The 21,542-nt window shown below is 64.6% G+C and carries 21 protein-coding genes; 15 read left to right on the forward strand and 6 right to left on the reverse strand.

Annotation, left to right across the window (positions count from 1 at the left end; all coding sequences use genetic code 11):
- Window positions 1-10 precede the first annotated feature (10 nt).
- A complete protein-coding gene (locus M1D32_RS09250) occupies window positions 11-757 on the forward strand; it encodes a lipoate--protein ligase family protein (RefSeq protein WP_458782146.1) in 747 nt (248 codons plus the stop codon).
- 120 nt (window positions 758-877) lie between these two features.
- Here M1D32_RS09250 and M1D32_RS09255 read toward each other — a convergent pair whose 3' ends face one another.
- On the reverse strand, window positions 878-1,135 hold the full coding sequence (locus M1D32_RS09255; RefSeq protein WP_458781917.1) for a mycoredoxin: 258 nt from the start codon (window positions 1,133-1,135) through the stop codon (window positions 878-880).
- A 147-nt stretch (window positions 1,136-1,282) separates the two neighbouring features.
- On the opposite strand from M1D32_RS09255, the gene M1D32_RS09260 reads away from it, so the two are divergent.
- A complete protein-coding gene (locus tag M1D32_RS09260) occupies window positions 1,283-2,026 on the forward strand; it encodes an SOS response-associated peptidase (protein WP_458782147.1) in 744 nt (247 codons plus the stop codon).
- A gap of 38 nt (window positions 2,027-2,064) precedes the next feature.
- Here the strand turns inward: M1D32_RS09260 and M1D32_RS09265 are convergent, their stop codons facing one another.
- Entirely contained in the window at window positions 2,065-2,487 is a 423-nt protein-coding gene (locus tag M1D32_RS09265; RefSeq protein WP_458781918.1) for a VOC family protein, read from the reverse strand.
- Window positions 2,488-2,506: 19 nt separating this feature from the next.
- On the opposite strand from M1D32_RS09265, the gene M1D32_RS09270 reads away from it, so the two are divergent.
- Window positions 2,507-2,827, forward strand: a complete 321-nt coding sequence (locus M1D32_RS09270) for a chorismate mutase (protein ID WP_256248964.1) — start codon at window positions 2,507-2,509, stop codon at window positions 2,825-2,827.
- A gap of 18 nt (window positions 2,828-2,845) precedes the next feature.
- Here M1D32_RS09270 and M1D32_RS09275 read toward each other — a convergent pair whose 3' ends face one another.
- Window positions 2,846-3,235 carry a hypothetical protein gene (locus M1D32_RS09275; RefSeq protein ID WP_458781919.1) on the reverse strand — a complete coding sequence of 130 codons (390 nt, stop codon included), beginning with the start codon at window positions 3,233-3,235 and terminating at the stop codon, window positions 2,846-2,848.
- Between the two features lie 133 nt (window positions 3,236-3,368).
- Between M1D32_RS09275 and M1D32_RS09280 the strand changes: the two genes are divergently transcribed.
- The 6 genes from M1D32_RS09280 (at window position 3,369) to pdxS (ending at window position 11,610) form a co-directional block, all read left to right on the forward strand.
- Window positions 3,369-3,707 carry a DUF6504 family protein gene (locus M1D32_RS09280; RefSeq protein WP_458781920.1) on the forward strand — a complete coding sequence of 113 codons (339 nt, stop codon included), beginning with the start codon at window positions 3,369-3,371 and terminating at the stop codon, window positions 3,705-3,707.
- Window positions 3,704-7,192 (forward strand): DNA polymerase III subunit alpha, encoded by a 3,489-nt coding sequence (locus tag M1D32_RS09285; RefSeq protein ID WP_458781921.1) that lies wholly within the window; start codon window positions 3,704-3,706, stop codon window positions 7,190-7,192. Before M1D32_RS09280 ends, M1D32_RS09285 begins: the two co-directional genes overlap by 4 nt.
- A gap of 116 nt (window positions 7,193-7,308) precedes the next feature.
- The gene (gene thrS / locus M1D32_RS09290) at window positions 7,309-9,318 is read left to right on the forward strand and encodes a threonine--tRNA ligase (protein ID WP_458781922.1); all 2,010 of its coding nucleotides are present in this window, start codon (window positions 7,309-7,311) and stop codon (window positions 9,316-9,318) included.
- A 19-nt stretch (window positions 9,319-9,337) separates the two neighbouring features.
- A complete protein-coding gene (locus tag M1D32_RS09295; RefSeq protein ID WP_458781923.1) occupies window positions 9,338-9,925 on the forward strand; it encodes an HIT family protein in 588 nt (195 codons plus the stop codon).
- Window positions 9,915-10,538 (forward strand): phosphatidylinositol phosphate synthase, encoded by a 624-nt coding sequence (gene pgsA / locus M1D32_RS09300; protein ID WP_458781924.1) that lies wholly within the window; start codon window positions 9,915-9,917, stop codon window positions 10,536-10,538. Before M1D32_RS09295 ends, pgsA begins: the two co-directional genes overlap by 11 nt.
- Before the next feature lie 145 nt (window positions 10,539-10,683).
- Window positions 10,684-11,610: a pyridoxal 5'-phosphate synthase lyase subunit PdxS gene (gene pdxS, locus M1D32_RS09305; protein ID WP_163163961.1), complete on the forward strand. Its 927-nt coding sequence runs from the start codon at window positions 10,684-10,686 to the stop codon at window positions 11,608-11,610.
- Window positions 11,611-11,879: 269 nt separating this feature from the next.
- Here the strand turns inward: pdxS and M1D32_RS09310 are convergent, their stop codons facing one another.
- A complete protein-coding gene (locus tag M1D32_RS09310) occupies window positions 11,880-13,892 on the reverse strand; it encodes a M3 family metallopeptidase (protein WP_458781925.1) in 2,013 nt (670 codons plus the stop codon).
- A gap of 84 nt (window positions 13,893-13,976) precedes the next feature.
- On the opposite strand from M1D32_RS09310, the gene M1D32_RS09315 reads away from it, so the two are divergent.
- Window positions 13,977-15,260, forward strand: a complete 1,284-nt coding sequence (locus M1D32_RS09315; RefSeq protein WP_458781926.1) for a CapA family protein — start codon at window positions 13,977-13,979, stop codon at window positions 15,258-15,260.
- Between the two features lie 54 nt (window positions 15,261-15,314).
- On the opposite strand, the gene M1D32_RS09320 is transcribed toward M1D32_RS09315, so the two are convergent.
- Both M1D32_RS09320 and M1D32_RS09325 read right to left on the reverse strand, forming a co-directional pair.
- Window positions 15,315-15,992, reverse strand: coding sequence for a type 1 glutamine amidotransferase (locus M1D32_RS09320; protein ID WP_458782148.1), 678 nt, complete (start codon window positions 15,990-15,992; stop codon window positions 15,315-15,317).
- 80 nt (window positions 15,993-16,072) lie between these two features.
- Window positions 16,073-17,365: a MurT ligase domain-containing protein gene (locus M1D32_RS09325; protein ID WP_458781927.1), complete on the reverse strand. Its 1,293-nt coding sequence runs from the start codon at window positions 17,363-17,365 to the stop codon at window positions 16,073-16,075.
- Window positions 17,366-17,457: 92 nt separating this feature from the next.
- Here M1D32_RS09325 and pdxT point away from each other — a divergent pair, with 92 nt between their 5' ends.
- The 5 genes from pdxT (at window position 17,458) to ruvB (ending at window position 21,353) form a co-directional block, all read left to right on the forward strand.
- A complete protein-coding gene (gene pdxT, locus M1D32_RS09330) occupies window positions 17,458-18,168 on the forward strand; it encodes a pyridoxal 5'-phosphate synthase glutaminase subunit PdxT (RefSeq protein WP_458781928.1) in 711 nt (236 codons plus the stop codon).
- Between the two features lie 3 nt (window positions 18,169-18,171).
- Complete coding sequence (locus M1D32_RS09335) at window positions 18,172-18,927, forward strand: YebC/PmpR family DNA-binding transcriptional regulator (RefSeq protein ID WP_458781929.1); 756 nt, start codon at window positions 18,172-18,174, stop codon at window positions 18,925-18,927.
- A gap of 32 nt (window positions 18,928-18,959) precedes the next feature.
- Window positions 18,960-19,538: a crossover junction endodeoxyribonuclease RuvC gene (gene ruvC, locus M1D32_RS09340; RefSeq protein ID WP_458781930.1), complete on the forward strand. Its 579-nt coding sequence runs from the start codon at window positions 18,960-18,962 to the stop codon at window positions 19,536-19,538.
- An 89-nt stretch (window positions 19,539-19,627) separates the two neighbouring features.
- Entirely contained in the window at window positions 19,628-20,272 is a 645-nt protein-coding gene (gene ruvA, locus M1D32_RS09345; protein WP_458781931.1) for a Holliday junction branch migration protein RuvA, read from the forward strand.
- Window positions 20,265-21,353: a Holliday junction branch migration DNA helicase RuvB gene (gene ruvB, locus M1D32_RS09350; RefSeq protein WP_458781932.1), complete on the forward strand. Its 1,089-nt coding sequence runs from the start codon at window positions 20,265-20,267 to the stop codon at window positions 21,351-21,353. The genes ruvA and ruvB overlap by 8 nt, the downstream gene beginning before the upstream one ends.
- The last annotated feature ends 189 nt before the right edge of the window (window positions 21,354-21,542 follow it).

Genomic DNA, 21,542 nt, shown 5'->3' on the forward strand with positions numbered 1-21,542 from the left:
GCTTAGCAACATGCACCAGGCCGGACCGGGACCCCGCACGCTTACGGTAGTGCGGCAGGAGGCATCGCTCGGCGCAGCCCGGGACCTGGAGTTTGGCCTGGAGCTCCTGGCCAAGGCAAGGGCGGGGGATATCGGCCCCACGCTTCGGCTGTACCGCCCCGCCCCCACGGTGGCGTTCGGCCAGCGGGACACCCGGCTGCCGGGTTTCGAAGCAGCGGCACAAGCCTGCCGCGACAACGGTTTTGAGCCGCTGGTCCGCAGGGCGGGAGGGCGCGCCGCGGCCTACCACCAGGGAACCCTCGTGGTGGACCACATTGAACCGGACGCAGATGCCATTGCAGGATCGAAAAGCCGGTTCGGATACTTTGGTGAGCTGTTCGCCGAAACGCTGCACAGCGTAGGAGTGCAGGCTGCCGTGGGGGAGATCCCGGGTGAGTACTGCCCGGGGGAATACAGCGTGCACGGCACGGATCCGGCGGCCGGTTCCCGTATCAAGCTGGTGGGCACCGCCCAGCGTGTGGTTGCCGGAGGCTGGCTTTTCAGCTCCGTCATCGTGGTGGAAAACTCCGCCCCCATCCGCAAGGTCCTCACGGACAGTTACGCAGCCCTGGGCCTGGAGTGGGACCCAGCGACGGCGGGAGCCGTTGACGATCTTGTGCCGGGCGTGGACGTGGCGGCCGTGGAGGATGCGCTGCTGGCCACGTATGCGGGCCACGCCAGACTCACGAGCGCTGCCTTCAGCAGCCTGGGGGCTTGACCGTCCGGTGGTCTAGGGGCACATACGGAAACGGGACCAGCACCGGAGTGCTGGTCCCGTTGTGACTGACATAAGCCGCAGAGGGCGGGCGCTTGGGCGGGGCCCGGCCTGGCTTGCTGGCTACGCTGCGAGGCGGGTCTTGACCTCGGCAGCTGAAGGGTTGGTAGCCGCGGTGCCGTCCGGGAACAGGACCGTGGGCACGGTGCGGTTGCCGCCGTTGAGCTGCTCCACCAGTTCTGCGGTGCCGTCCACTTCCTCGATGTTGATCTCGGTGTAGCCGATGCCCTGCGCGTCCAGCTGCTTCTTCAGCCGGTTGCAGTAGCCGCACCAGGTGGTGGAAAACATGGTGATGGTGCCGGTCTCGGGGGTGAAGTCCACGGATTTCTCCTACGTGTCGCTGACGGGTTCATTCCTGACAACGGTAGCGTGCAGCCCGCTATTCCCAGCAACTGCGCTCCGTGGCCGCCCCCGGATGACAGCTCCTGCCGCCGATGGCATGCTGGAGCCATGTGTGGACGCTATGTGATGGCACGTGCCGTGGGGGACCTCCTGGCTGAGTTCGACGCCGAGCTAGAGGAGGAGGTGGCGATCCCGCCGTCGTGGAATGTTGCACCGACTGATGACGTTCCCATCGTCCTGGAGCGGCTGATCGATGACGGCCCGGAGCGCAAGCAGGTGCGCCAGCTGCACGTGGCGCGGTGGGGACTGGTCCCTTCCTGGGCCAAGGACCCGGGTATCGGTTCCCGGATGATCAACGCCCGGAGCGAATCAGTGCTGGAAAAGCCCGCGTTCCGGAAGGCCGTCCAGTCACGCCGGTGCGCTGTGCCCGCAGATGGCTACTACGAATGGAAGCAGGGTCCCGGGAAAGGGAAGCAGCCCTATTACGTGCATCCGGGGGAGGGCGGCGGCCTGGTTTTTGCCGGGCTCTATGAGTGGTGGAAGGACCCGGCCTGGCCGGCGGGGGAGCCCGGCGGCTGGATGCTCTCCACGTCAATCCTGACTGCTGACACTCCGCCGCCCGGCAGCGAATCAACCGTCTTCGGCAAACTGACGGCGCTGCATGACCGTGTGCCGCTGCCGATGGACAAGTCCACCATGCAGGCCTGGCTCGACCCGGAGGTAGACGACGCCGCCGGACTGGTGGACCTGGTGCGGTCCGGCGTCAAGGACGTGGCCTCGGACTGGCACGTGGATTCGGTAGGCAAGGAAGTGGGCAACGTCCGCAACAACGGCCCTGACCTGATCCGCCCGGTGGAGGCCCTTTTCTAAGCCGCCACCCAAGCAGCCCTGGGTGGCGGGCCGCCGGGCTAAACGGTGACCGACCCGGCGTCGTCCACTGTCCACGTCGGGTTGTACGCCACTTCCCAGCGGAAGCCGTCCGGATCTGCAAAGTAGCCGCTGTAGCCGCCCCAGGGCTGGGTGATGGGCTCGGCGATGATGTCCGCTCCCGCAGCGGCGGCTTCTGCCATGACCCGGTCCACGTCTTCTGTGCTGGGGAGGTTGTGGCTGAGCGTGATGCAGGGGACGGGGCCCGGAGCGCTGACACCGGCGTCAGCCTGCATCTGGCGGACGTCCCACAGGGACAGCACCAGGCCGTGGTTCACCTGGATGAACACCACGTCCCCCGGAAATTCCCGGTGCACGGGCCAGCCAAGGCCGTCTACATAGAAGGAACGGGACGCCGGGACGCTGCGGACGCCCAGTGAAATGAAGTCGACTCTGGGTTGCATGGTTCGATACTGTCAGAGGATGGCAACAATTCAAGGGAACGATAGGGACGCCCTGGCCGACAAGGAACAGCTCGCTGCCGTCCGGGTTGCCGTTGACGAGGTGGATGACCAGATTGTCACCCTCATTGCCCGCAGGGAGCGGCTGATCCGGATCGCCGGAACCCTCAAGGGCGACGACGCCGAGGTCCGCGCGCCCGGCCGCGTGGAGCGGGTCATCGAGCACGTCCGCTCCGCCGCTGAGAAGAAGGCCATAGACCCGGACATCGTCGAGTCCACCTACCGGGCCATGATTTCGGGCTTCATCGAACTCGAACTCCGGGTCCACAAAGAGAACAGCTGAGCTGTTTCAGCCCAGCTGTTACAGGTTCTCCTCAACCGGAACACCGGATTGGAATTCCCGGCCGTCCGCTTCGCTGAAGCCGGTCATCACATGTCCTTTGCCGAGCCCATTAATGGCCGCGAGCGGGAAATGGCCGGTGATGGTGTTCCCTGAGTGGGTCACGCCGGAAAGATCGTAGTTCTCCTCCGTGCTCTGTTCATGGTTGAACGAGAAGAAGGCGATTGCCTCCCCGTTCATGAATTCAATGCCCAGCCGCCGCTGGGAAGAGTAATCCGGGCTGGCAGCCACAAGCCCCACCACATAGGCACCGGAACCGGGAATGTTGCCGTCGATATCGAAGGTTGCCACAAGTGTGGAGTCCTGGGCTTTGATGCTGACCTGTTTGAGGAGTGCGTCATGGGTGCTCATGGACCCATCCTGCTCCCTGCCGATCGCTCCGTCCACCCCCGCCTAGGATTTGTGCCGCCCCTGGCTTAGACTGGAAGTATTCGAACACATATTCGAATACTTCTTTGTTTCTTTGTCTTGTCAGGAGGTGCCCATGGCGATGTTCAGCGAATCCGTGGATGTGGCCTGCAACCCTGACGGCCAGCCTGTGAGCCTTCAATGGGCAGGACGGTCCTATTCCGTGTGCGCTGAACCGGTGCGCTGGTACGAACGCCGGCAGTGGTGGGCGGAAGAAAGCCGGGCCCCGCTGGGAAGCGGGCCCGGGCTTGTTGACCACGAAATCTGGCGGGTCCAGGTACTGCCGTCCGCTGCAGGTTCGGGTACGGCCAAGGAACAGGACGAGGCGCTCACCCTTGACCTCACCCGCCATATCCGCAGCGGCCGTTGGCGGCTCCTGCGCATCCACGATGCACTCCGTCCACGAACAGCATGAGCTTCACCCATCTCCACGTCTCCACCGCATTCAGTGCCCACTATGGGGTGTCATGGCCTGAGGAACTGGCGCAGGCTGCTGCTGCTGACGGAGCAACCGCACTGGCCTGCACTGACCGTGACGGCCTGTACGGAACCATCAAGCACCTCAAAGCGTGCATGGATGCTGGAATTGATCCCATTGTCGGGGTGGACCTGGCGGTGTATGACGACGACGGCGATCACCGCACCCAACTGGCTGGCCACGTGGTAGTGCTCGCCCGTGGCAACAACAACGGGGCTGGCTACCGTGCCTTGTGCCGGCTGGTCTCCGATGCCCATGCCCGCACCTCGGGAAAGGCCGGGGGAGCCATTCCGGTAGCTGTCACCAGGGCGGAGCTTGCCTCCCGCACCCTGGACCCCCAGACCCTCAAGCCAGTGCTGATGGTGCTCATAGGGCCGGACTCCGACGTCGGGCGTGCCATGGGCGGCCGCCGTTACCTGCGCCCGCGGACCCTTTTCAAGCAATGGCTCGATGCCATGCCCCGCGGAACAGTGGTTGCCGAGATCGTTTCCCAGCTCAGCGCACCTGGGGCGCCCCTGAGCACCTCCCATGCAGTCCGGATGCTCAAGCTCGCAGCGGAGCACAACGTTCCGGCAATCCTCAGCAACGCAGTCAGGTACTGTGCGGAGGACGGAGCCGCCACCGCTGATGTTCTGGACTCGGCACGGACCCTGAAATCGCTGCCGGAACTGGCCCAGGAACCACTGTTGCAGCCCAACGGCCAGGGCTGGCTGAAGTCCACTGCCCAGATGCTGCAACTGGGCAAGGAAATCATTGCCGCAGCGGGTTACGGTGCACAGGACCTCAAACAGCTCATGGCACAAACCGAGGCGCTCGCCGATCTCTGCAGGATGGACCCCGAAGCCGACATGGGCTGGAAGCAGCCAGTGGTGCCGGAGGCTTCGGTCATCGGAATCAACCAGGATCCGCACGTTGAACTGGTGCAGCGCTGCGAGGCTGGAATAGGGCGCCGGTTCCCGGGAATCCATGGCAGCCGGGAAAAGGAAATGCGGCACCGCCTTGACCATGAACTGGGGATCATCCAGAACCTTGGTTTTTCCTCCTACTTCCTCACCGTCGCCGAAGTCTCACGCATGATCCAGGACATGGGGGTAAGGGCGGCTGCCAGAGGGTCGGGAGCTTCAAGCCTGGTGAATTACCTGATTGATGTCAGCCAGGTGAACCCCCTGCAGCATGACCTGATTTTCGAGCGCTTCCTGTCCCGTGACCGCGCCACCCTGCCGGATATTGATATCGACGTCGAAAGCGCCGAACGGCACAACGTCTACCGCAGGATCTTCGAGCGCTTCGGCGCGGAGCGGGTCACGCTGATGAGCATGCAGAACGGCTACCGGGCAAGAGGCGCAGTGAGGGATGCCGGCATGGCATTGGGCATGGATGACAGCGACGTGGGTGACATCGCCAAACAGCTGTGGCGGTTTTCAGCGCGGAAGTTCCGCGAGGCCCTGCAGGAAAAGCCGGAATTGAGGGAGTTTGCCGGCCGGGTGGAGCAAAGGGACACCCACGGCAACCAGCAGCTGGACCTGCTGGTGGACCTGACCGAACGGCTTGACCGGCTGCCGCGGCATATATCAATGCATCCCTGCGGTGTGATCCTGGGCGACGCAACCCTGCTGGACCGTACTCCGGTCCAACCCAGCGGACTGGGACTGCCCATGAGCCAGTTCGACAAACACGACATGGACCCCATGGGCATGCTCAAGCTTGATGTCCTGGGCGTCAGGATGCAAAGCGCCATGGCGTTTGCGGTCCGGGAAATCATCCGGATCCATCCCTCGAAAGAGGAAGTGGTGGCCGCAGGGGGCCATCCTGCCGGGCAGGACGGATCCGGCCCGGATTACATTGCAGAAAACGGACACATAGACCTCAACGCCATCCCCCTGGATGATGAACCCACCTTTGAACTCATCCGGAGCACCCACACCCTGGGCTGCTTCCAGATCGAATCGCCCGGGCAGCGCGAGCTGATCGGCAAGATGGTGCCGCGGGAGTTCAATGACCTCATCATCGACATCTCACTTTTCCGCCCCGGTCCCATGAAATCGGACATGGTCCGGCCCTTCCTGGAACACCGGCACGGTTTCGCGCCCGAGGTCTACCCCCACCCGGACCTGAAACCCGTCCTGGCGGAAACCCATGGGGTGACCGTTTTTCATGAGCAGATCCTGAAAACGTTCAATGTGATGACCGGCTGTGGCCTGGCCCGGGCAGACGAATTCCGGCGTGCCCTGGGCAATGAAGTGCTGGAGTTGAGCGTTGAGGAGTACTTCCGCAGGGAGGCCCGGAAGAAAGGCTATTCCCCGGAGGTTGTGGACAACGTCTGGGGGACCCTGAAGGCCTTTGGCAGCTTCGGCTTCTGCAAAGCCCACGGGGCCGCTTTCGCCGTGCCCACCTACCAGTCGGCCTGGCTGAAGGCACACCATCCCGAAGCCTTCCTCGCCGGACTCTGGGAACACGATCCCGGCATGTATCCCAAAAGACTGCTGGTTGCCGAAGCCAGGAGGCTTGGCATTCCCATCCTTCCCCTGGATATCAACTGCAGTAAGGGGGAGTACCGGGTGGAGCGTGTCCGGCAGGGGCCGGATGCGGGAAAGCTGGGAATCAGGCTGAGCCTGAACGGTATCTACGGGCTGTCCGCCACAGAATTGAAGAGGATTGTGGCAGGCCAGCCTTATGACTCCCTCGCGGACCTCCGGGCGCGCTCGCGGCTCAGCAAACCCAGTATCAAACGCCTGGCCCAGTTGGGCGCTTTTGATTCCCTCCACCGCGAGGCGGGTGGGGTGGCAAACCGGGCTGACCTGGTCCAGCACCTGCAGCAGCTTCAGAACTCAGGCAGTGCGCGGAAAGGCATCGAGGTCCTCGAAGGGCAGCTGTCCCTGCCGCTGGGCGATGTGGAACTTCGCAACGTCAAGCCTGGCCTTCCCGAACCTACCCTGATAGAAAACGTCCGGGCAGAACTGGATCTGATGGCGGTGGACGTCAGCAGCCACCTGATGGACAGCCACCGGCCCATGCTGGACAGGCTGGGGGTGACAACGGCTGACAAACTCCTGGGCCTGCGCAATGGAACAGAAGTGCTGGTGGCCGGAGTGCGGGTAGCCACCCAGACGCCTCCCATGCGCGGCGGGAGACGGGTGGTGTTCATCAGCATTGACGACGGCACCGGGTGCATCGATTCTGTTTTCTTCCATGAGGCCCAGGAAAATGCCGGCCTGCTCCTGTTCGGGACCAGGCTGCTGCTGATCCGTGGCACCACCAGGAGGACAGGCCCGCGGGGAATCAGCCTGAGTGCAAGCATGGCCTGGGACCTCAGCCGCACCGAAACCCTGCCATTTCCACCTTCGGAGACCCGGGCCCCGGACGGCCCGCACCCCCTGGACGGAATCAACCGGAGCTTGGCCATCACCGGATTTAATGGCTGAGCCTGCCGTGCGCCGCGTTGGTCGGCCCTTTGCTGAACCGATAGCATTGACGATGGCTGGCTGTGGTCCCCGTATGCCACAAGCTATGAAGCCTTAACTTTGAATAGGAGACACCCGTGTCAGATGCCCAGCAGATCACCCTTCTCGTCGATGGCGAAGAGACCAAGGTGACTACCGGGACAACCGGTGCGGAACTCTTCTTTGAGCGCCGTGATGTTGTTGTTGCCCGCGTCAATGGCGAACTGAAGGACTTGGACCAGGAACTTCCGGAGGGGGCCGAGATCGAAGGCGTCACCATCGATTCCCCCGACGGCCTGAACGTGCTCCGCCACTCCACGGCCCACGTCATGGCCCAGGCAGTCCAGCAGCTGCGCCCTGACGCCAAGCTGGGCATCGGGCCGTACATCACCGACGGTTTCTACTTCGACTTTGACGTGGCCGAGCCTTTCACCCCCGAGGACCTCAAAACCCTCGAAAAGATGATGCTCAAGATCGTCAACCAGAACCAGAAGTTCGTCCGGCGTGTGGTCTCCGAGGACGAGGCCCGCGAAGCCATGAAGAACGAGCCCTACAAGCTCGAACTCCTGGGCAAGAAAAACGAAGCCGCCGAAGCCGGCGAAGGCGTCAACGTTGAGGTGGGCGCCGGCGACATCACCATCTACGACAATGTTGAGCGCAAGGAAGGCACCGCGGTCTGGTGCGATCTCTGCCGCGGCCCGCACCTGCCCAACACCAAGATGATTTCCAACGCCTTCGCCCTCACCCGCTCGTCATCCGCCTACTGGCTGGGAAACCAGAAGAACCAGCAGCTGCAGCGGATCTACGGTACGGCCTGGCCCACCAAGGACGCGCTGAAGGCCTACCAGGAGCGCCTTGCAGAGGCCGAACGCCGCGACCACCGCAAGCTGGGCTCTGAGCTGGACCTGTTCTCCTTCCCGGACGAGCTCGGTTCCGGCCTGCCGGTGTTCCACCCCAAGGGCGGCATCATCCGCAAGGAGATGGAGGACTACTCGCGGCAGCGCCACGTTGAAGCAGGCTACGAGTTCGTCTACACCCCGCACATCACCAAGGGCCACCTGTACGAGGTTTCCGGCCACCTGGACTGGTACAAGGACGGCATGTTCCCGGCAATGCAGGTTGACGCCGAACTCAATGAGGACGGCTCCATCCGCAAGCCGGCCCAGGACTACTACCTGAAGCCGATGAACTGCCCCATGCACAACCTCATCTTCCGTTCCCGCGGACGCTCCTACCGTGAGCTGCCCCTGCGCCTGTTCGAATTCGGCTCGGTCTACCGGTACGAGAAGTCCGGCGTGGTTCACGGCCTCACCCGTGTGCGCGGTATGACACAGGACGACGCCCACATTTACTGCACCCGTGAGCAGATGAAGGACGAGCTCACCAAGACGTTGACCTTCGTCCTGGACCTGCTCAAGGACTATGGGCTCAACGACTTCTACCTGGAACTGTCCACCAAGGACCCGGAAAAGTACGTCGGTGACGACGCCACCTGGGAGGAAGCCACCCGGACCCTCGCCGAAGTGGCACAGGAATCAGGCCTTGAGCTCGTACCGGATCCGGGCGGAGCGGCCTTCTACGGCCCCAAGATCTCCGTCCAGGCGAAGGACGCGCTGGGCCGCACCTGGCAGATGTCCACCATCCAGCTGGACTTCAACCTGCCCGAACGCTTCGAACTCGAGTTCCAGGCCGCCGACGGCAGCCGCCAGCGTCCGGTCATGATCCACCGTGCACTCTTCGGGTCCGTCGAGCGGTTCATGGGTGTCCTGACCGAGCACTACGCCGGCGCCTTCCCGGCCTGGCTCGCCCCGGTCCAGGTGGTGGGCATCCCTGTGGCGGAGACGTTCAACGAGTACATGTTCGACGTCGTCGATCAGCTGAAGGCGGCAGGAATCCGGGCCGAGGTGGATACGTCGTCGGACAGGTTCCCGAAGAAGATCCGCACTGCCAGCAAGGACAAGATCCCGTTTGTGCTGATCGCCGGCGGCGACGACGCCGAGGCAGGCGCCGTCTCGTTCCGGTTCCGGGACGGAAGCCAGGACAACGGCGTGCCCGTGGCAGAAGCAGTCAAGCGGATCACGGAAGCCGTCCGTAACCGGACCAGCTAGCGGAAACGGGAACAGCAGCGTGCAGGAGAACACAGGCGCAGGATATCCAGGGGATGCCGGCGTTACCGACGACTTTGACCTCGCCGGTGTCCCGGATGCCTTCCAGCGCCTGTGGACTCCGCACCGCATGGCTTACATCAAGGGCGGCCAGCACCAGTTCAAGAACGAAAACGACTGCCCCTTCTGTATCGGACCGGCACGGACCGACGAGGATGCGCTGATCGTTCACCGGGGGAAGACCTGCTACGTGGTGCTGAACCTGTTTCCGTACAACCCCGGGCATCTCCTGGTCTGCCCCTACCGTCACATCCCCGACTACACGGACCTCACCGTCGAGGAGACGGCGGAGTTCGCCGAGCTGACCCAGACAGCCATGCGGGTGCTGCGGAAAGTAGCGAACCCGGGTGGATTCAACCTGGGGATGAACCAGGGCGTGGTGGGCGGAGCGGGCATCGCCGCGCACCTGCACCAGCACATTGTTCCGCGCTGGGGCGGTGACGGGAACTTTTTCCCCATCATCGCCCAGACCAAGGCGATCACGCAGACCCTTGACGAGGTCCGCCAGCAGGTCGCCGACGCCTGGCCCGGGGAGACGGATGCTGAATAGGCACGCCCGCGGGTTCTTCACCGCACTGTTCACCCCGCTCGCCCGTTGGCTCCTTCGCATCGGCGTCTCACCGGACGCGGTGACCATCATCGGTACTGCCGGTGTAGTGGTGGGAGCCGTCGTCTTCTACCCGCTCGGGCAGCTCTGGTGGGGAACACTGTTCATCACTGCGTTCATCTTTTCCGACGTCCTGGACGGCATCATGGCCAGGATGCAGGCAGTGGGCAGCCGTTGGGGCAACTTCCTGGACTCCACCCTGGACCGGATCGCCGACGGCGCCCTTTTCGCCGGCCTGGCCGTCTGGTTCTTCACCGGCGGCGCGAATGTTCCGATCGCCATGGCCGCCACTGTCTGCCTGGTCCTTGGCATGGTGGTCTCCTACGCCAGGGCAAAGGCGGAGTCGCTGGGGTTCACGGCCAACATCGGCATCGCGGAACGGGCGGAACGCCTGGTTTCCGTGCTGGTGGTGACCGGATTTACCGGCCTTGGGCTGCCGCACGTGGTGCTGCTGGTGACACTGATCCTGCTTGCCCTCGCCAGCCTCATCACCGTGGTCCAGCGCATGGTGTCCGTCCGCCGCCAGGCACAGGCTGAACCATCGCCGGCGGATTAACACGAATTAAGCCGGCCGGGCGCGGTGAGACTAGTATTAGGACTGCCCGATCAATGGATCCGGCAACCCGGTGTGTGTACACATGGCATCTCCGTGCCGCCCTGCACGCCCGGCGAAGGTCATCTATCTACCCATAGGGGTTTTTGTGTCTACACCTGATGTAAGCAGCGAAGCCGGTTCGTCCGCGAACAGCGTCACGGGCAGCAGCCGCGTGAAGCGGGGCATGGCTGAGATGCTCAAGGGCGGCGTCATCATGGACGTCGTCAACGTCGAACAGGCCCGCATCGCCGAAGACGCCGGTGCCGTTGCTGTAATGGCGCTGGAACGCGTTCCGGCCGATATCCGCGCCCAGGGCGGCGTCTCCCGCATGTCCGATCCAGACATGATCGACAAAATCATCGACGCCGTGTCCGTGCCGGTCATGGCCAAGGCCCGGATCGGCCACTTCGTCGAAGCCCAGGTCCTGCAGTCCCTGGGCGTGGACTACATTGACGAGTCCGAGGTCCTGACCCCGGCCGACTACGTCAACCACATCGACAAGTGGAACTTCACCGTTCCCTTCGTCTGCGGCGCCACCAACCTCGGTGAGGCACTGCGCCGCATCAACGAAGGCGCGGCAATGATCCGCTCCAAGGGCGAAGCCGGCACCGGTGACGTCTCCAACGCCACCGGGCACATGCGCCAGATCCGCTCCGAGATCGCCAAGCTCGCAGCCCTGCCCGAGGACGAGCTTTACGTCGCCGCCAAGGAACTGCAGGCCCCGTACGAATTGGTCAAGGAAGTCGCCGCTGCCGGCAAGCTTCCCGTGGTCCTGTTCACTGCCGGCGGCATCGCCACCCCTGCCGACGCTGCCATGATGATGCAGCTCGGCGCCGACGGCGTGTTTGTCGGCTCGGGTATCTTCAAGTCCGGCAACCCCGCCCAGCGCGCCGCCGCCGTCGTGAAGGCCACCACCTTCTACGACGACCCCGACGTCATCGCCAAGGCCTCCCGCGGCCTGGGTGAAGCCATGGTGGGCATCAACGTCGACGAGATCCCCCAGCCGCACCGCCTCGCCGAGCGCGGCTGGTAGTCCTCTTCCTTACGGCAGGTCCTGATCCTCTGCTTGCTATTCCCCACGTCCCGCTAAGGCCGCTTCGCGGCGAGCGGGGACGCAGGGCCCCTTTTACGCAAGCTGCCGGACCACTACCTGCCTTCGAGCAACAAACCGCGACGGAGGCGAGTCACGTTTGCCGAGTGACTCGTCGCCTTCGTTTTTGATGCACGACGCCGGTTTCTCACCTTTCTCTGGTGGGGGACCGGCGTCGTACTTCTCTTTAAGCGGTGCGGGGTTGTTGGCGGTTACTCGAGGCCGCGGCGCTTCAGGAGGGGCTCCAGCTTTGCTTCGCGGCCCCGGAGGGTCCGGAAGGACTCGAGCGGGTCGCGGCTGTTTCCGCGCGACAGCAGCTCCTGCCGGAAACGGTCACCGTTCGCTCGGGTAAGGCCCCCGCTCTCGCTGAACCAGTCCACGGTCTCGGCGTCCAGCACTTCGCTCCAGATGTAGGAGTAGTAGCCGGCAGCATAGCCGGCACCCGCGAAGACGTGCTGGAAGTAACCCGTGAGGTACCGCGGCGGAATCAGCGCATGGGCGATTCCGGCAGCCGCCAGGGCCTTCTCCTCGAAAGCCAGTGCATCCTCGGGGGCCTCACTGCTCCCCAGCACATGCCAGGCCAGGTCCAGCAGCGCTGCCCCCAAGTACTCGGTCGTGGCAAAGCCCTCACCCCAGAGCCGGGATTCGTTCAATTTGTCCACGACTTCCTGGGAAAGCGGCTCGCCCGTGGCATGGTGCTTCGCGTAGTTGGCCAGCACCTCTGGCCACATAATCCACATCTCGTTGACTTGGGATGGGTACTCCACAAAATCCCTGGGAACCGAGGTACCGGAAAACCGCGGGTAGGTGACGTTGGAGAACAAGCCGTGCAGGGCATGCCCGAACTCGTGGAAGGTGGTCCGCAGCTCGTCCAGCGTCAGCAGCGTAGGTTCGCCCGCGGGCGGCTTGGAAATGTTCAGGTTGTTGATGACCACTGGCTTGGTCCCGAGCAGTCCCGACTGTTCCACCAGGGAGTTCATCCAAGCGCCGCCGCGCTTGGACTCACGGGTGTAGTAGTCACCGAGGAACAGCCCCAGGGCGCTGCCGTCCTCATTGCGGACCTCCCAGACCCGCACGTCAGGGTGGTAACCGGAGAGGTCCTTCCGTTCGTGGAAGGTTATGCCGTAGAGGGACGTGGCAGCGAAGAAGACCCCGTCGGCCAGGACCCTGTCCAGCTCGAAATAGGGCCGGAGGGCCTGCTCGTCCACGTCGTACTTTTCCCGCCGGACCTTCGCGGAGTAGAACGCCCAGTCCCAGGCCTCCAGTGGATGCCCGGCTGCCTCCGCCAGAGCGGTGGCCTCGCGGTCCGCATTACGGACCGCGGCCGGTGCCATGCGGTTCAGCATCGACTGGACCGACTCGAAATCGGGTGCTGTCTGCAGGTCCACCACCAGTTCGGCGTAGTTGGCGAAGCCCAGCAGGGCAGCTTTTTCGGCGCGGAGGGCGGCCAGGGACCTGGCAAGTTCGAGCACGTCGAGATTTCCGCCGCTGCTGCCGCGGGCAACCGAGGCTTCAAAGAGCCGCTGCCTGACGTTCCGGTTTTCCAAGGCGGCCAGGGCCGGCTGGTTGGTGGGCTGGATCAGCGTCAGGAGGAACTTCCCCTCATGACCGGCCGCACGGGCTGCTTCTGCGGCGGCAGCCACGTCATCGGCCGGCAACCCCGCCAGCTCTGCCGGGTCCTCCAGCAGCAGGGCTGCGGACTTCATCCCTTCCTTGACCCTCTGGCCGAATTCTGTTCCCAACCTGGACAGCTCAGCATTGAGCTCCCGCAGCCGCTCCTGCCCCGGACCGTCCAGCTGAATGCCTGTTTGCCGGAACTCCTTCAGATATTCGTTCACCAGGCGTACCGACTCCGGGTCGAGACCCGCCGTATCGATGGCGGCGAAGCGTTCGAACAGGGCCCGGTTCAGGAACACCTCGTCCTGGTGGGCCGAAAAAAGCGGCGAAAGCTGGGTTTCCAGGTCCCGGATCTCGTCAGAGGCATCGGCAGAGACAAGTGTAAAGAACGCGGCAGCAGTCCTCTGGAGCAGCTGGCCCGACCGTTCCATCGCGACGGCCGTGTTGTCGAAGGTGGCGGGATCCCTGTTCCCGGCGATCGCCTGGACCTCGGACAGGTGCTCCGCGAATCCGGCCTCGGCCGCCTCGGCATAATGCGCTGGCGCTATGTCCGCGAACGGGGGCAGGGCGAACGGAAGCGTGCTGGGATTGAGCAGGGGGTTTGTCATGACGTAAATCTTCCACACGGGCCACACCTTCTCAACGACCTCCAAATGCTCGTGCCGGCCAGCAGCCTACCTAGAATGACCGTTATGGGGATTAGTTGGGGCGGTGTTGCCCCGCGAGCCGGGGCCATGGTGTGTGCCCTGCTTGGGGTTGCTGTGCTGGCCGGCTGCGGCCTCGTGGCGGAACGGGAGGGGCAGGCGCCACGGCCGGCGGGGTCTGCTTCCCAAACTTCCGGTTCCGGGACGTTGCCGCCCAGCGCCGCTCCTGCCCCTGGCCCCGCACCTGCCCCTGGCCCCGCACCTGCGCCCACACCAGGTAAGGGCCCGGCCTGCCCGATGGTCCGGTGCACTACCGTGCTGGTCACCGGTGACATGCTGATCCACAGCCAGCTCTGGCAGCAGGCGCAGCAGGACGCCACAGCCGCCGGCAACCCGGGTATGGATTTTGGGCCACTCCTGGAAGGTCAACGCCGATACATCAGGAACAGCGATCTTGCCGTCTGCCACCAGGAGACGCCGGTGGCAGGTCCGGACGGTCCGTTTTCTTCGTACCCGTCGTTCAACGTTCCGCCTCAGATCATCACCGCGTCCAAGGACGTGGGATACCAGGTCTGTACCACCGCCAGCAACCACACCATCGATCGCGGCACCGACGGGCTGTTGCGCACCCTGGACGCCTTGGATGCCGCAGGCCTCAAGCACACAGGGTCCTACCGGACCGAAAGCGAATCCCACGGAATCCTCATCGTGCAGACGGCGGCCGCGAAAGTCGCCATCATTCAGGCCACATACGGGCTCAACGGCCTGCTTCCCGATCATCCCTGGCAGGTGGACATGCTGGACACCCAAGCCATGATCGCCAAGGCCGAAAAGGCGAGGGCGCTGGGGGCGGACGTCGTCCTGGCCGCCATGCATGCCGGTGATGAGTACGCCAGCGAACCGAACGCCCAGCAGGAGGAGGTGGCGCGCGCCCTGGTGGACAGCGGGCAGTTCAACCTGGTCTATGGCCACCACACCCACTCGGTGCTGCCCATCGAAAACTACAAAGGCACCTGGATTGTGTACGGCCTCGGCAATGGCGTCACGGAGCTGTCTCCCTGGCATGTGGTTAACAACGAGGGCCTGCTGGTGCGGGCGCAGTTTGGCCAGGACGCCTCCGGCAAATGGTCCGGTACGGACCTTGCCTGGGCACCATCGGTCATTGTCCGCGACCCGTACCGCTGGTGCTCCGTGGCTGCTGATGCGCCACAGGGACAATGCGCCGGTGCGGAAGCGGACGCCGCGACCAGGCAGCGGACCAGCACCGTGGTGGAATCCCGCGGCGCGGGGGCTGCGGGTGCCCATGAACTCCTGATAAGCCGTGAACCGTAAGCCGGACCGCCAAAAGGTGCACAGGCCGCCGTCGGCCGCTGGAGGGTGTGCCGGTCAGCGCGGGCGGCGCGCCGCGTGTTCCCTGGCCAGTTCCGCGTAATGGTCATCCGGGTGGCCGGGCTGGAACGTGCCGTACTTCCGCTCAGCCGCCGTCCGGATCAGGAAGTCGGCGATGGCTGGATTCTTTGGCAGCAGGGACCCGTGCAAATAGCTCGCCACGATGTTGCGGTAGCGGGCACCTTCGTGGCCGTCGCTGCTGTTGTTCCCCGTCCCCTTGGCCACGGTGCCGAGCGGCCGTACCCCGTCACCGAGTGTGGTCTGCCCGCTGTGGTTCTCGTAGCCCAGCACCTCGCCGAACTCCGGCGTAGCCACCTTGACGTTGCCGATCAGGCGCTCGTCAGTGCCGTGGGTTTCCACGTCAAGGACGCCAATGCCGGGGATGACTGCTCCGGTGCGCGTCTTGAAGAACCGTCCGAAAAGCTGGTACAGCCCGCAGATGACCAGCATCGGCGCGCCGTCCTCAGCCAGGTCCTTCAGCACTCCAGCCCGTGCCTGCAGGTCGTCCTGGATCACCAGCTGCCCGCTGTCCTGGCCGCCGCCGCCCACAATGATGTCCACGTTCTCCGGGAAGGGATCACCCACGTTGTATTCGAGCAGCTCCGGGGTGTAGCCGTGCCACTTGATGCGCTGTTGAAGGACCAGGGCGTTGCCCCAGTCGCCGTAGATGTTCATGTCGCGGGGGTACAGCTGGACAACCCGGATGGTGCCCTTGCTCCCGGAGCTTTCCCTCCCAGGATGCGCGCCTGACTGGCTCAAGAGACAACCTCCACCGTGGTGATTTTGGACAGCTCGCGGCGGATGGCCAGCATTGCCGTGTAGGTGCAGAAGATGCGCTTCGGCTTGCCCTGGGCCTCCCTGATGAAAGAAGCAAGGGCTGGCGTAATCTCGGGCTCGACCCCGCCGATCCGCACGTCGTCATACTGGAGGCGCAGGGCCATGTCGTAGGCGCGGGAGCCGGTCAGCTGGTCCACCCCGCCGTCGCGCAGGGAGTCGAATTCCACGTCCCACAACCAGGACATGTCGCGGCCGTCGGCGTAGTTGTCATTGATGGCAATCATGGTGGCGTAGCCGCCCGCGGGGAAGGACTTCAGGCCGAGCCGGAACCCGCTGGGATTTTTGACCAGGACCAGGTCAAGGGGCTGCCCGTCGACCACGAGGCTTTCGCCACGGCCGAAGGCAGGCGCAACCTGGGCGAGGGCGGCCAGCAGGGTCTCGTGGTCGGCAGTGGCTGCACCGCCGCCGCAGATGCTGCGCGCCAAGGTCAGCGCCGCGGCCGCATTGAAGATGTTGTAGACGCCGCGGAGCTTCATCCCGGTGGTGACCGTCACGCCGTCGTACTCAAATTCGGCGGTGTCCGCACCCACTTTGCGAAGGACGACGTCGGCAGCGGGCTTCTCCGGAAGACCCGCCGGAGCGGGACTTCCGGGAGCGGCGCGCATGTCGTCATCGTTTGGGAAGGTGCCCAGCAGCGAATCGTCCAGGCCGAAGTACTTGACGTCCTGCCCCGTCAGGGACGCGGCGATCCTGGCAACGCGGGGGTCCTCCCGGTTCAGCACCACCGTTCCGGTGGTTTTGGCGGCGATGTGCTGGAGCAGCTGGGCCGTCTTGTCGATCTCGCCGAACCGGTCCAGCTGGTCGCGAAGGACGTTCAGGAGCAGGCAGTAACGGGGCGGCACGCTGTTGACGAAGTGCACGGCGTGGGCCTCGTCGAGCTCGAGGACAGCGACGTCGGCGTCAAGCCGGCCCCGCCAGTCCACCTCTCCGAGCAGTGCGGCGGCCACACCCCGGGTGAAGTTGCTGCCTGTGCGGTTGGTGAAGACCTTCAGCCCCTGGCTCTCCAGCAGCTCCACCACCATTTTGGTGGTGGTTGTCTTGCCGTTGGTACCGCTGACCACTGCTACCCCGTGGGGGAGTGTGGTGAGCGTCCGCCGCATGAAGCCGGGATCGATTTTTTCGACCACCAGCCCGGGCAGGGCAGAGCCGCCGCCCCGTAGCCGGGACACCCGGCGGACCAGCTTGCCGAGCGGAACACTGAAGTAGAGCATGCTTCGAATATATCCCAGCAACGGCATGCAACCGGCGTCGGGGGTGGGCCTCCGGCGCCGGCCAGGAAGGCTGGGCACCGTATGCTGGATGGATGACAATTTCCCCTTCAGCTGCTTCCGCGCGCGTGGGCTCGGGCCTGCGGATCGGTGTGTTGGCGCTTCAAGGTGACTTCCGCGAGCACCTTCATGCCATCGAAGCAACCGGAGCCGAGGGCGTCGCGATCCGCCGCCCCAAGGAACTGGACGGCCTGGACGGGCTGATCATTCCCGGCGGTGAATCCACCGCCATCGACAAGCTCGCCCGTGCCTTCGACCTGGCTGAACCCCTTCGGGAGCGGATCGCCGAGGGTATGCCTGTATTCGGTTCGTGTGCCGGCATGATCCTGCTTGCCGCAGACATTGCAGATCCAGCAACGGACCTCGCCGGAGCTCCGCAACAGACTTTCGGCGGACTTGACATCACCGTCCGGCGCAACGCCTTCGGCCGGCAGCGCGAGTCTTTTGAAACGGACCTCGACTTCAAGGGACTCGATTTCAGCGCCACCGAAACCGGTGTTCCTCCGGTCCACGCCGTCTTCATCCGGGGCCCCTGGGTGGAGCGGGTCGGCCCGGACGTGGAGATCCTGGCCCAGGTGGAACCGGCGGATCCGGAGCACGCGTCCCACGCGGTCCCGCTGCCGGGGACAGCTAGAATTGTTGCAGTGCGTTCCGGCCACCTGCTGGCCACCTCCTTCCATCCGGAAGTGACTGGGGAAAAACGCGTACACGAACTTTTTATCCGCATGATCAGAGGAGAAGCGTAAAGCATGTCAGGCCACTCCAAATGGGCGACGACGAAGCACAAGAAGGCGATCATTGACAGCCGCCGCGCCAAGTCGTTCGCCAAGCTGATCAAGAACATCGAAGTTGCAGCCCGGATGGGCGGCCCGGACCTCGCCGGCAACCCCGGCCTGGAACTTGCCGTCACCAAGGCGAAGAAGACCTCGGTTCCCAACGACAACATCGACCGTGCCATCAAGCGCGGCGCCGGCCTCACCGGTGAAGTGGTTGACTACACGGAAATCATGTACGAAGCCCGCGGCCCGCAGGGCTCTGCGCTGCTGATCGAGTGCCTGACGGACAACAAGAACCGTGCCGCCTCCGAGGTCCGCCTGGCCATCTCACGCAACGGCGGCACCATCGCTGATCCCGGCTCCGTGAGCTACCTCTTCGCCCGCAAAGGCGTCGTCAACCTGCCCAAGAACGGCCTCAGCGAGGACGACGTCCTGATGGCAGTCCTCGACGCCGGCGCGGAGGAAGTAAAGGACAACGGCGAAACGTTCGAGATCCACTCCGAACCGGGTGACCTGCAGGCCATCCGCGAGGCACTCAACGAAGCCGGCATCGAGTACGAGACCGACGAAGTGGAGTTCGTCCCCTCGATGCAGGTGGAACTCGACGTCGACGGCGCCCGCAAGTTCCTGAAGCTAGCAGACGCACTCGAAGACCTCGACGACGTACAGAACGTCTACAGCAACGCCGACCTCAGCGACGAAGTCCAGGCTGCCCTGGAATCCGAGTGACGCCCGGCCTTGCCTGCTGAACCCGGCCACCCGTGACGCTGCGCGTACTGGGGGTCGACCCCGGACTGACCCGCTGCGGCATCGGCGTGGTGGACGTCGAACGGAACAGGCGCGCCACCATGGTGGCCGTAGGGGTGGTCGGAACTTCGCCGGACGAAACGCTGGACCAGCGCCTCCTGGTGATCGCCCTGGCCATTGACGAATGGCTGGACCGCTACGAGCCCCAGGTCCTCGCCGTCGAGCGGGTCTTCTCCCAGCTCAACGTCAGCACCGTGATGGGCGTTGCCCAGGCGTCCGGTGTGGTGATCGCCGCCGCGGCGCGGCGGGGAATCCCGGTGGCGCTGCACACGCCGTCGGAAGTCAAAGCCGCAGTCACCGGCAGCGGCTCCTCCAACAAGGATGCGGTGACCAAGCTGGTGACCAAGATCCTCCGGCTGGACGCGCCGCCGCGCCCGGCTGACGCCGCGGACGCCCTGGCGCTGGCCATCACCCATGCGTGGCGTGCAGGCAGCGGTGCGGCTGTTGCCACCACCGGGCCGGGCAGTTCTGCTCTCACGCCCGCCCAAAGAGCCTGGGCTGAAGCCGAAGCGAAGGTGCGGCGCGCACGCTGATTGTCCTGGCTGCTTGCTAGGGTATTCGTAGGTATGTTCGGATAGCCGGTCCAATCCCTGGAGCCCGGCAGTACACAGGAGCCAGGCCCTTGATCAGTTTCCTTCGCGGAACCGTAACGCACGTTGGCCTGTCCACGGCCGTCATCGACCTCAACGGCGCCGGCATGAGCGTCAACGCCACGCCGCAGACCCTCAGCCGGCTCCGCACGGGGGAGGAGGGGCAGCTTTTTACCTCCCTGATCGTCCGGGAGGATTCGCTGACCCTCTTCGGATTCGCGTCCGACGACGAGCGGGAAGTTTTCGATGTCCTGCTCAGTGTCAGCGGGGTGGGCCCGCGGCTGGCTCTCGCGGTTCTTGCCGTCCATGACCCGGAGGCCATCCGGGTGGCAGCACATACAGGCGACAGCAAAACGTTCACCAAGGTGCCCGGTATCGGGCCCAAGGTTGCCGGCCGGATCGTGCTGGAGCTCGCAGGAAAACTGGTTCCCCACGGCACTGCCGGCACCGCCAGTGCGCCCACCGCTGCAGAGGCTGCCTGGAAGCCACAGGTCGTGGCGGCCATGACCAGCCTCGGCTGGTCCGAAAAGGACGCGTCAGCAAGTATCGACAAGGCATTGGCCGATGACCCTGAGGTGTCGTTCCGCGGCAATGTCCCGGAGATCCTGCGGACCACCCTTCGCTGGCTGGGCCAGGACGGGGCCCGGGCCGGCAACCGCGTAGGCAGCCGTGGCTGAACCGTCAGTCGTGGCGGCAGGCGAGGAGCCGGAGGAGCGTGCCATTGAGGCCGCGCTCCGGCCCAAGAACCTGCACGACTTTGTGGGCCAGCACCGGGTCCGCAAACAGCTCTCCCTGGTGCTGCAGGCCTCCCGTATGCGCGGGCGAAGCGCGGACCACGTGCTGTTTTCCGGTCCGCCTGGCCTTGGCAAGACCACGCTCGCCATGATTGTTGCGTCCGAAATGAACGCCCCGCTGCGGATCAGCAGCGGCCCCGCCATCCAGCACGCCGGAGACCTGGCGGCCATCCTTTCCTCCCTGTCGGAGGGCGAAGTCCTGTTTTTGGACGAGATCCACCGGATGTCCAGGCCGGCGGAAGAAATGCTCTACATGGCCATGGAGGATTTCCGCGTGGACATTGTTGTGGGCAAGGGAGCCGGCGCCACCGCAATTCCGCTCGAACTCCCGCCGTTCACCCTCGTCGGCGCTACGACGCGCGCCGGTCTCCTGCCCGGGCCGCTGCGCGACCGCTTCGGCTTCACCGGGCACCTGGAGTTCTATTCCGTTTCCGAGCTTGAGTTGGTGCTGCGGCGCTCTGCCGGCCTGCTGGACCTTAAAGTCAATTCCGCCGGCTTCAGCGAAATCGCCGGACGTTCGCGCGGCACGCCCCGCATCGCCAACAGGTTGCTGCGGCGGGTACGTGACTGGGCACTGGTCCACGGCATCGAACAGATCGATGCGCGCGCGGCGTCGGCTGCACTGGATATGTATGAAGTGGACAAAAAGGGACTCGACAGGCTGGACCGCTCAGTCCTGGAGGCATTGATCACCAAGTTCGGCGGCGGCCCTGTGGGGCTGTCCACCCTGGCCATCGCCGTCGGCGAAGAAACTGAAACCGTGGAAACAGTCGCCGAACCCTTCCTTGTCCGCGAGGGGCTCCTGGGCCGCACTCCACGGGGCCGGATCGCCATGGCCCCCGCGTGGACGCACCTTGGCTACGCCATCCCTGCCGGCGTCTTCGCGCAGGAGCCGCTGGACCTGTTCGAAACGGCCGGCGATGACGCCGACGGCCAGGAAGACTGGGCCCCGCAAAGCCAATAACAGGCTCCCTTCAGCTTTTCCCTTTAGACTGGTATGACGCTCGGCACGTTCGGGTCTTTGTTCCCGCAGGCAGCACCAGCCGCCCGTGGACGGATGGCGTATTTCCCGCCAGGCCACACGTTCAAAGCGGACGGCGCCCTCAATAGGCACTACGCAAGTACAGAATGGAACTTCCCCGTGTTCGGACAT

The sequence above is a fragment of the Arthrobacter sp. D3-16 genome (genome assembly GCF_054408515.1).

Excerpts from the sequence above, each read along its gene's own strand:
- M1D32_RS09325 (WP_458781927.1), bottom strand. The coding sequence starts at position 17,365 with ATGCTCTACTTCAGTGTTCCGCTCGGCAAGCTGGTCCGCCGGGTGTCC.
- M1D32_RS09320 (WP_458782148.1), bottom strand. The coding sequence starts at position 15,992 with ATGAACATCTACGGCGACTGGGGCAACGCCCTGGTCCTTCAACAGCGC.
- M1D32_RS09270 (WP_256248964.1), top strand. The coding sequence starts at position 2,507 with ATGGCAACAATTCAAGGGAACGATAGGGACGCCCTGGCCGACAAGGAA.
- M1D32_RS09335 (WP_458781929.1), top strand. The coding sequence starts at position 18,172 with ATGTCAGGCCACTCCAAATGGGCGACGACGAAGCACAAGAAGGCGATC.
- M1D32_RS09275 (WP_458781919.1), bottom strand. The coding sequence starts at position 3,235 with ATGAGCACCCATGACGCACTCCTCAAACAGGTCAGCATCAAAGCCCAG.
- pdxT (WP_458781928.1), top strand. The coding sequence starts at position 17,458 with ATGACAATTTCCCCTTCAGCTGCTTCCGCGCGCGTGGGCTCGGGCCTG.
- M1D32_RS09285 (WP_458781921.1), top strand. The coding sequence starts at position 3,704 with ATGAGCTTCACCCATCTCCACGTCTCCACCGCATTCAGTGCCCACTAT.
- pgsA (WP_458781924.1), top strand. The coding sequence starts at position 9,915 with ATGCTGAATAGGCACGCCCGCGGGTTCTTCACCGCACTGTTCACCCCG.
- M1D32_RS09310 (WP_458781925.1), bottom strand. The coding sequence starts at position 13,892 with ATGACAAACCCCCTGCTCAATCCCAGCACGCTTCCGTTCGCCCTGCCC.
- M1D32_RS09315 (WP_458781926.1), top strand. The coding sequence starts at position 13,977 with ATGGGGATTAGTTGGGGCGGTGTTGCCCCGCGAGCCGGGGCCATGGTG.
- M1D32_RS09265 (WP_458781918.1), bottom strand. The coding sequence starts at position 2,487 with ATGCAACCCAGAGTCGACTTCATTTCACTGGGCGTCCGCAGCGTCCCG.
- M1D32_RS09280 (WP_458781920.1), top strand. The coding sequence starts at position 3,369 with ATGGCGATGTTCAGCGAATCCGTGGATGTGGCCTGCAACCCTGACGGC.
- M1D32_RS09250 (WP_458782146.1), top strand. The coding sequence starts at position 11 with ATGCACCAGGCCGGACCGGGACCCCGCACGCTTACGGTAGTGCGGCAG.
- M1D32_RS09260 (WP_458782147.1), top strand. The coding sequence starts at position 1,283 with ATGGCACGTGCCGTGGGGGACCTCCTGGCTGAGTTCGACGCCGAGCTA.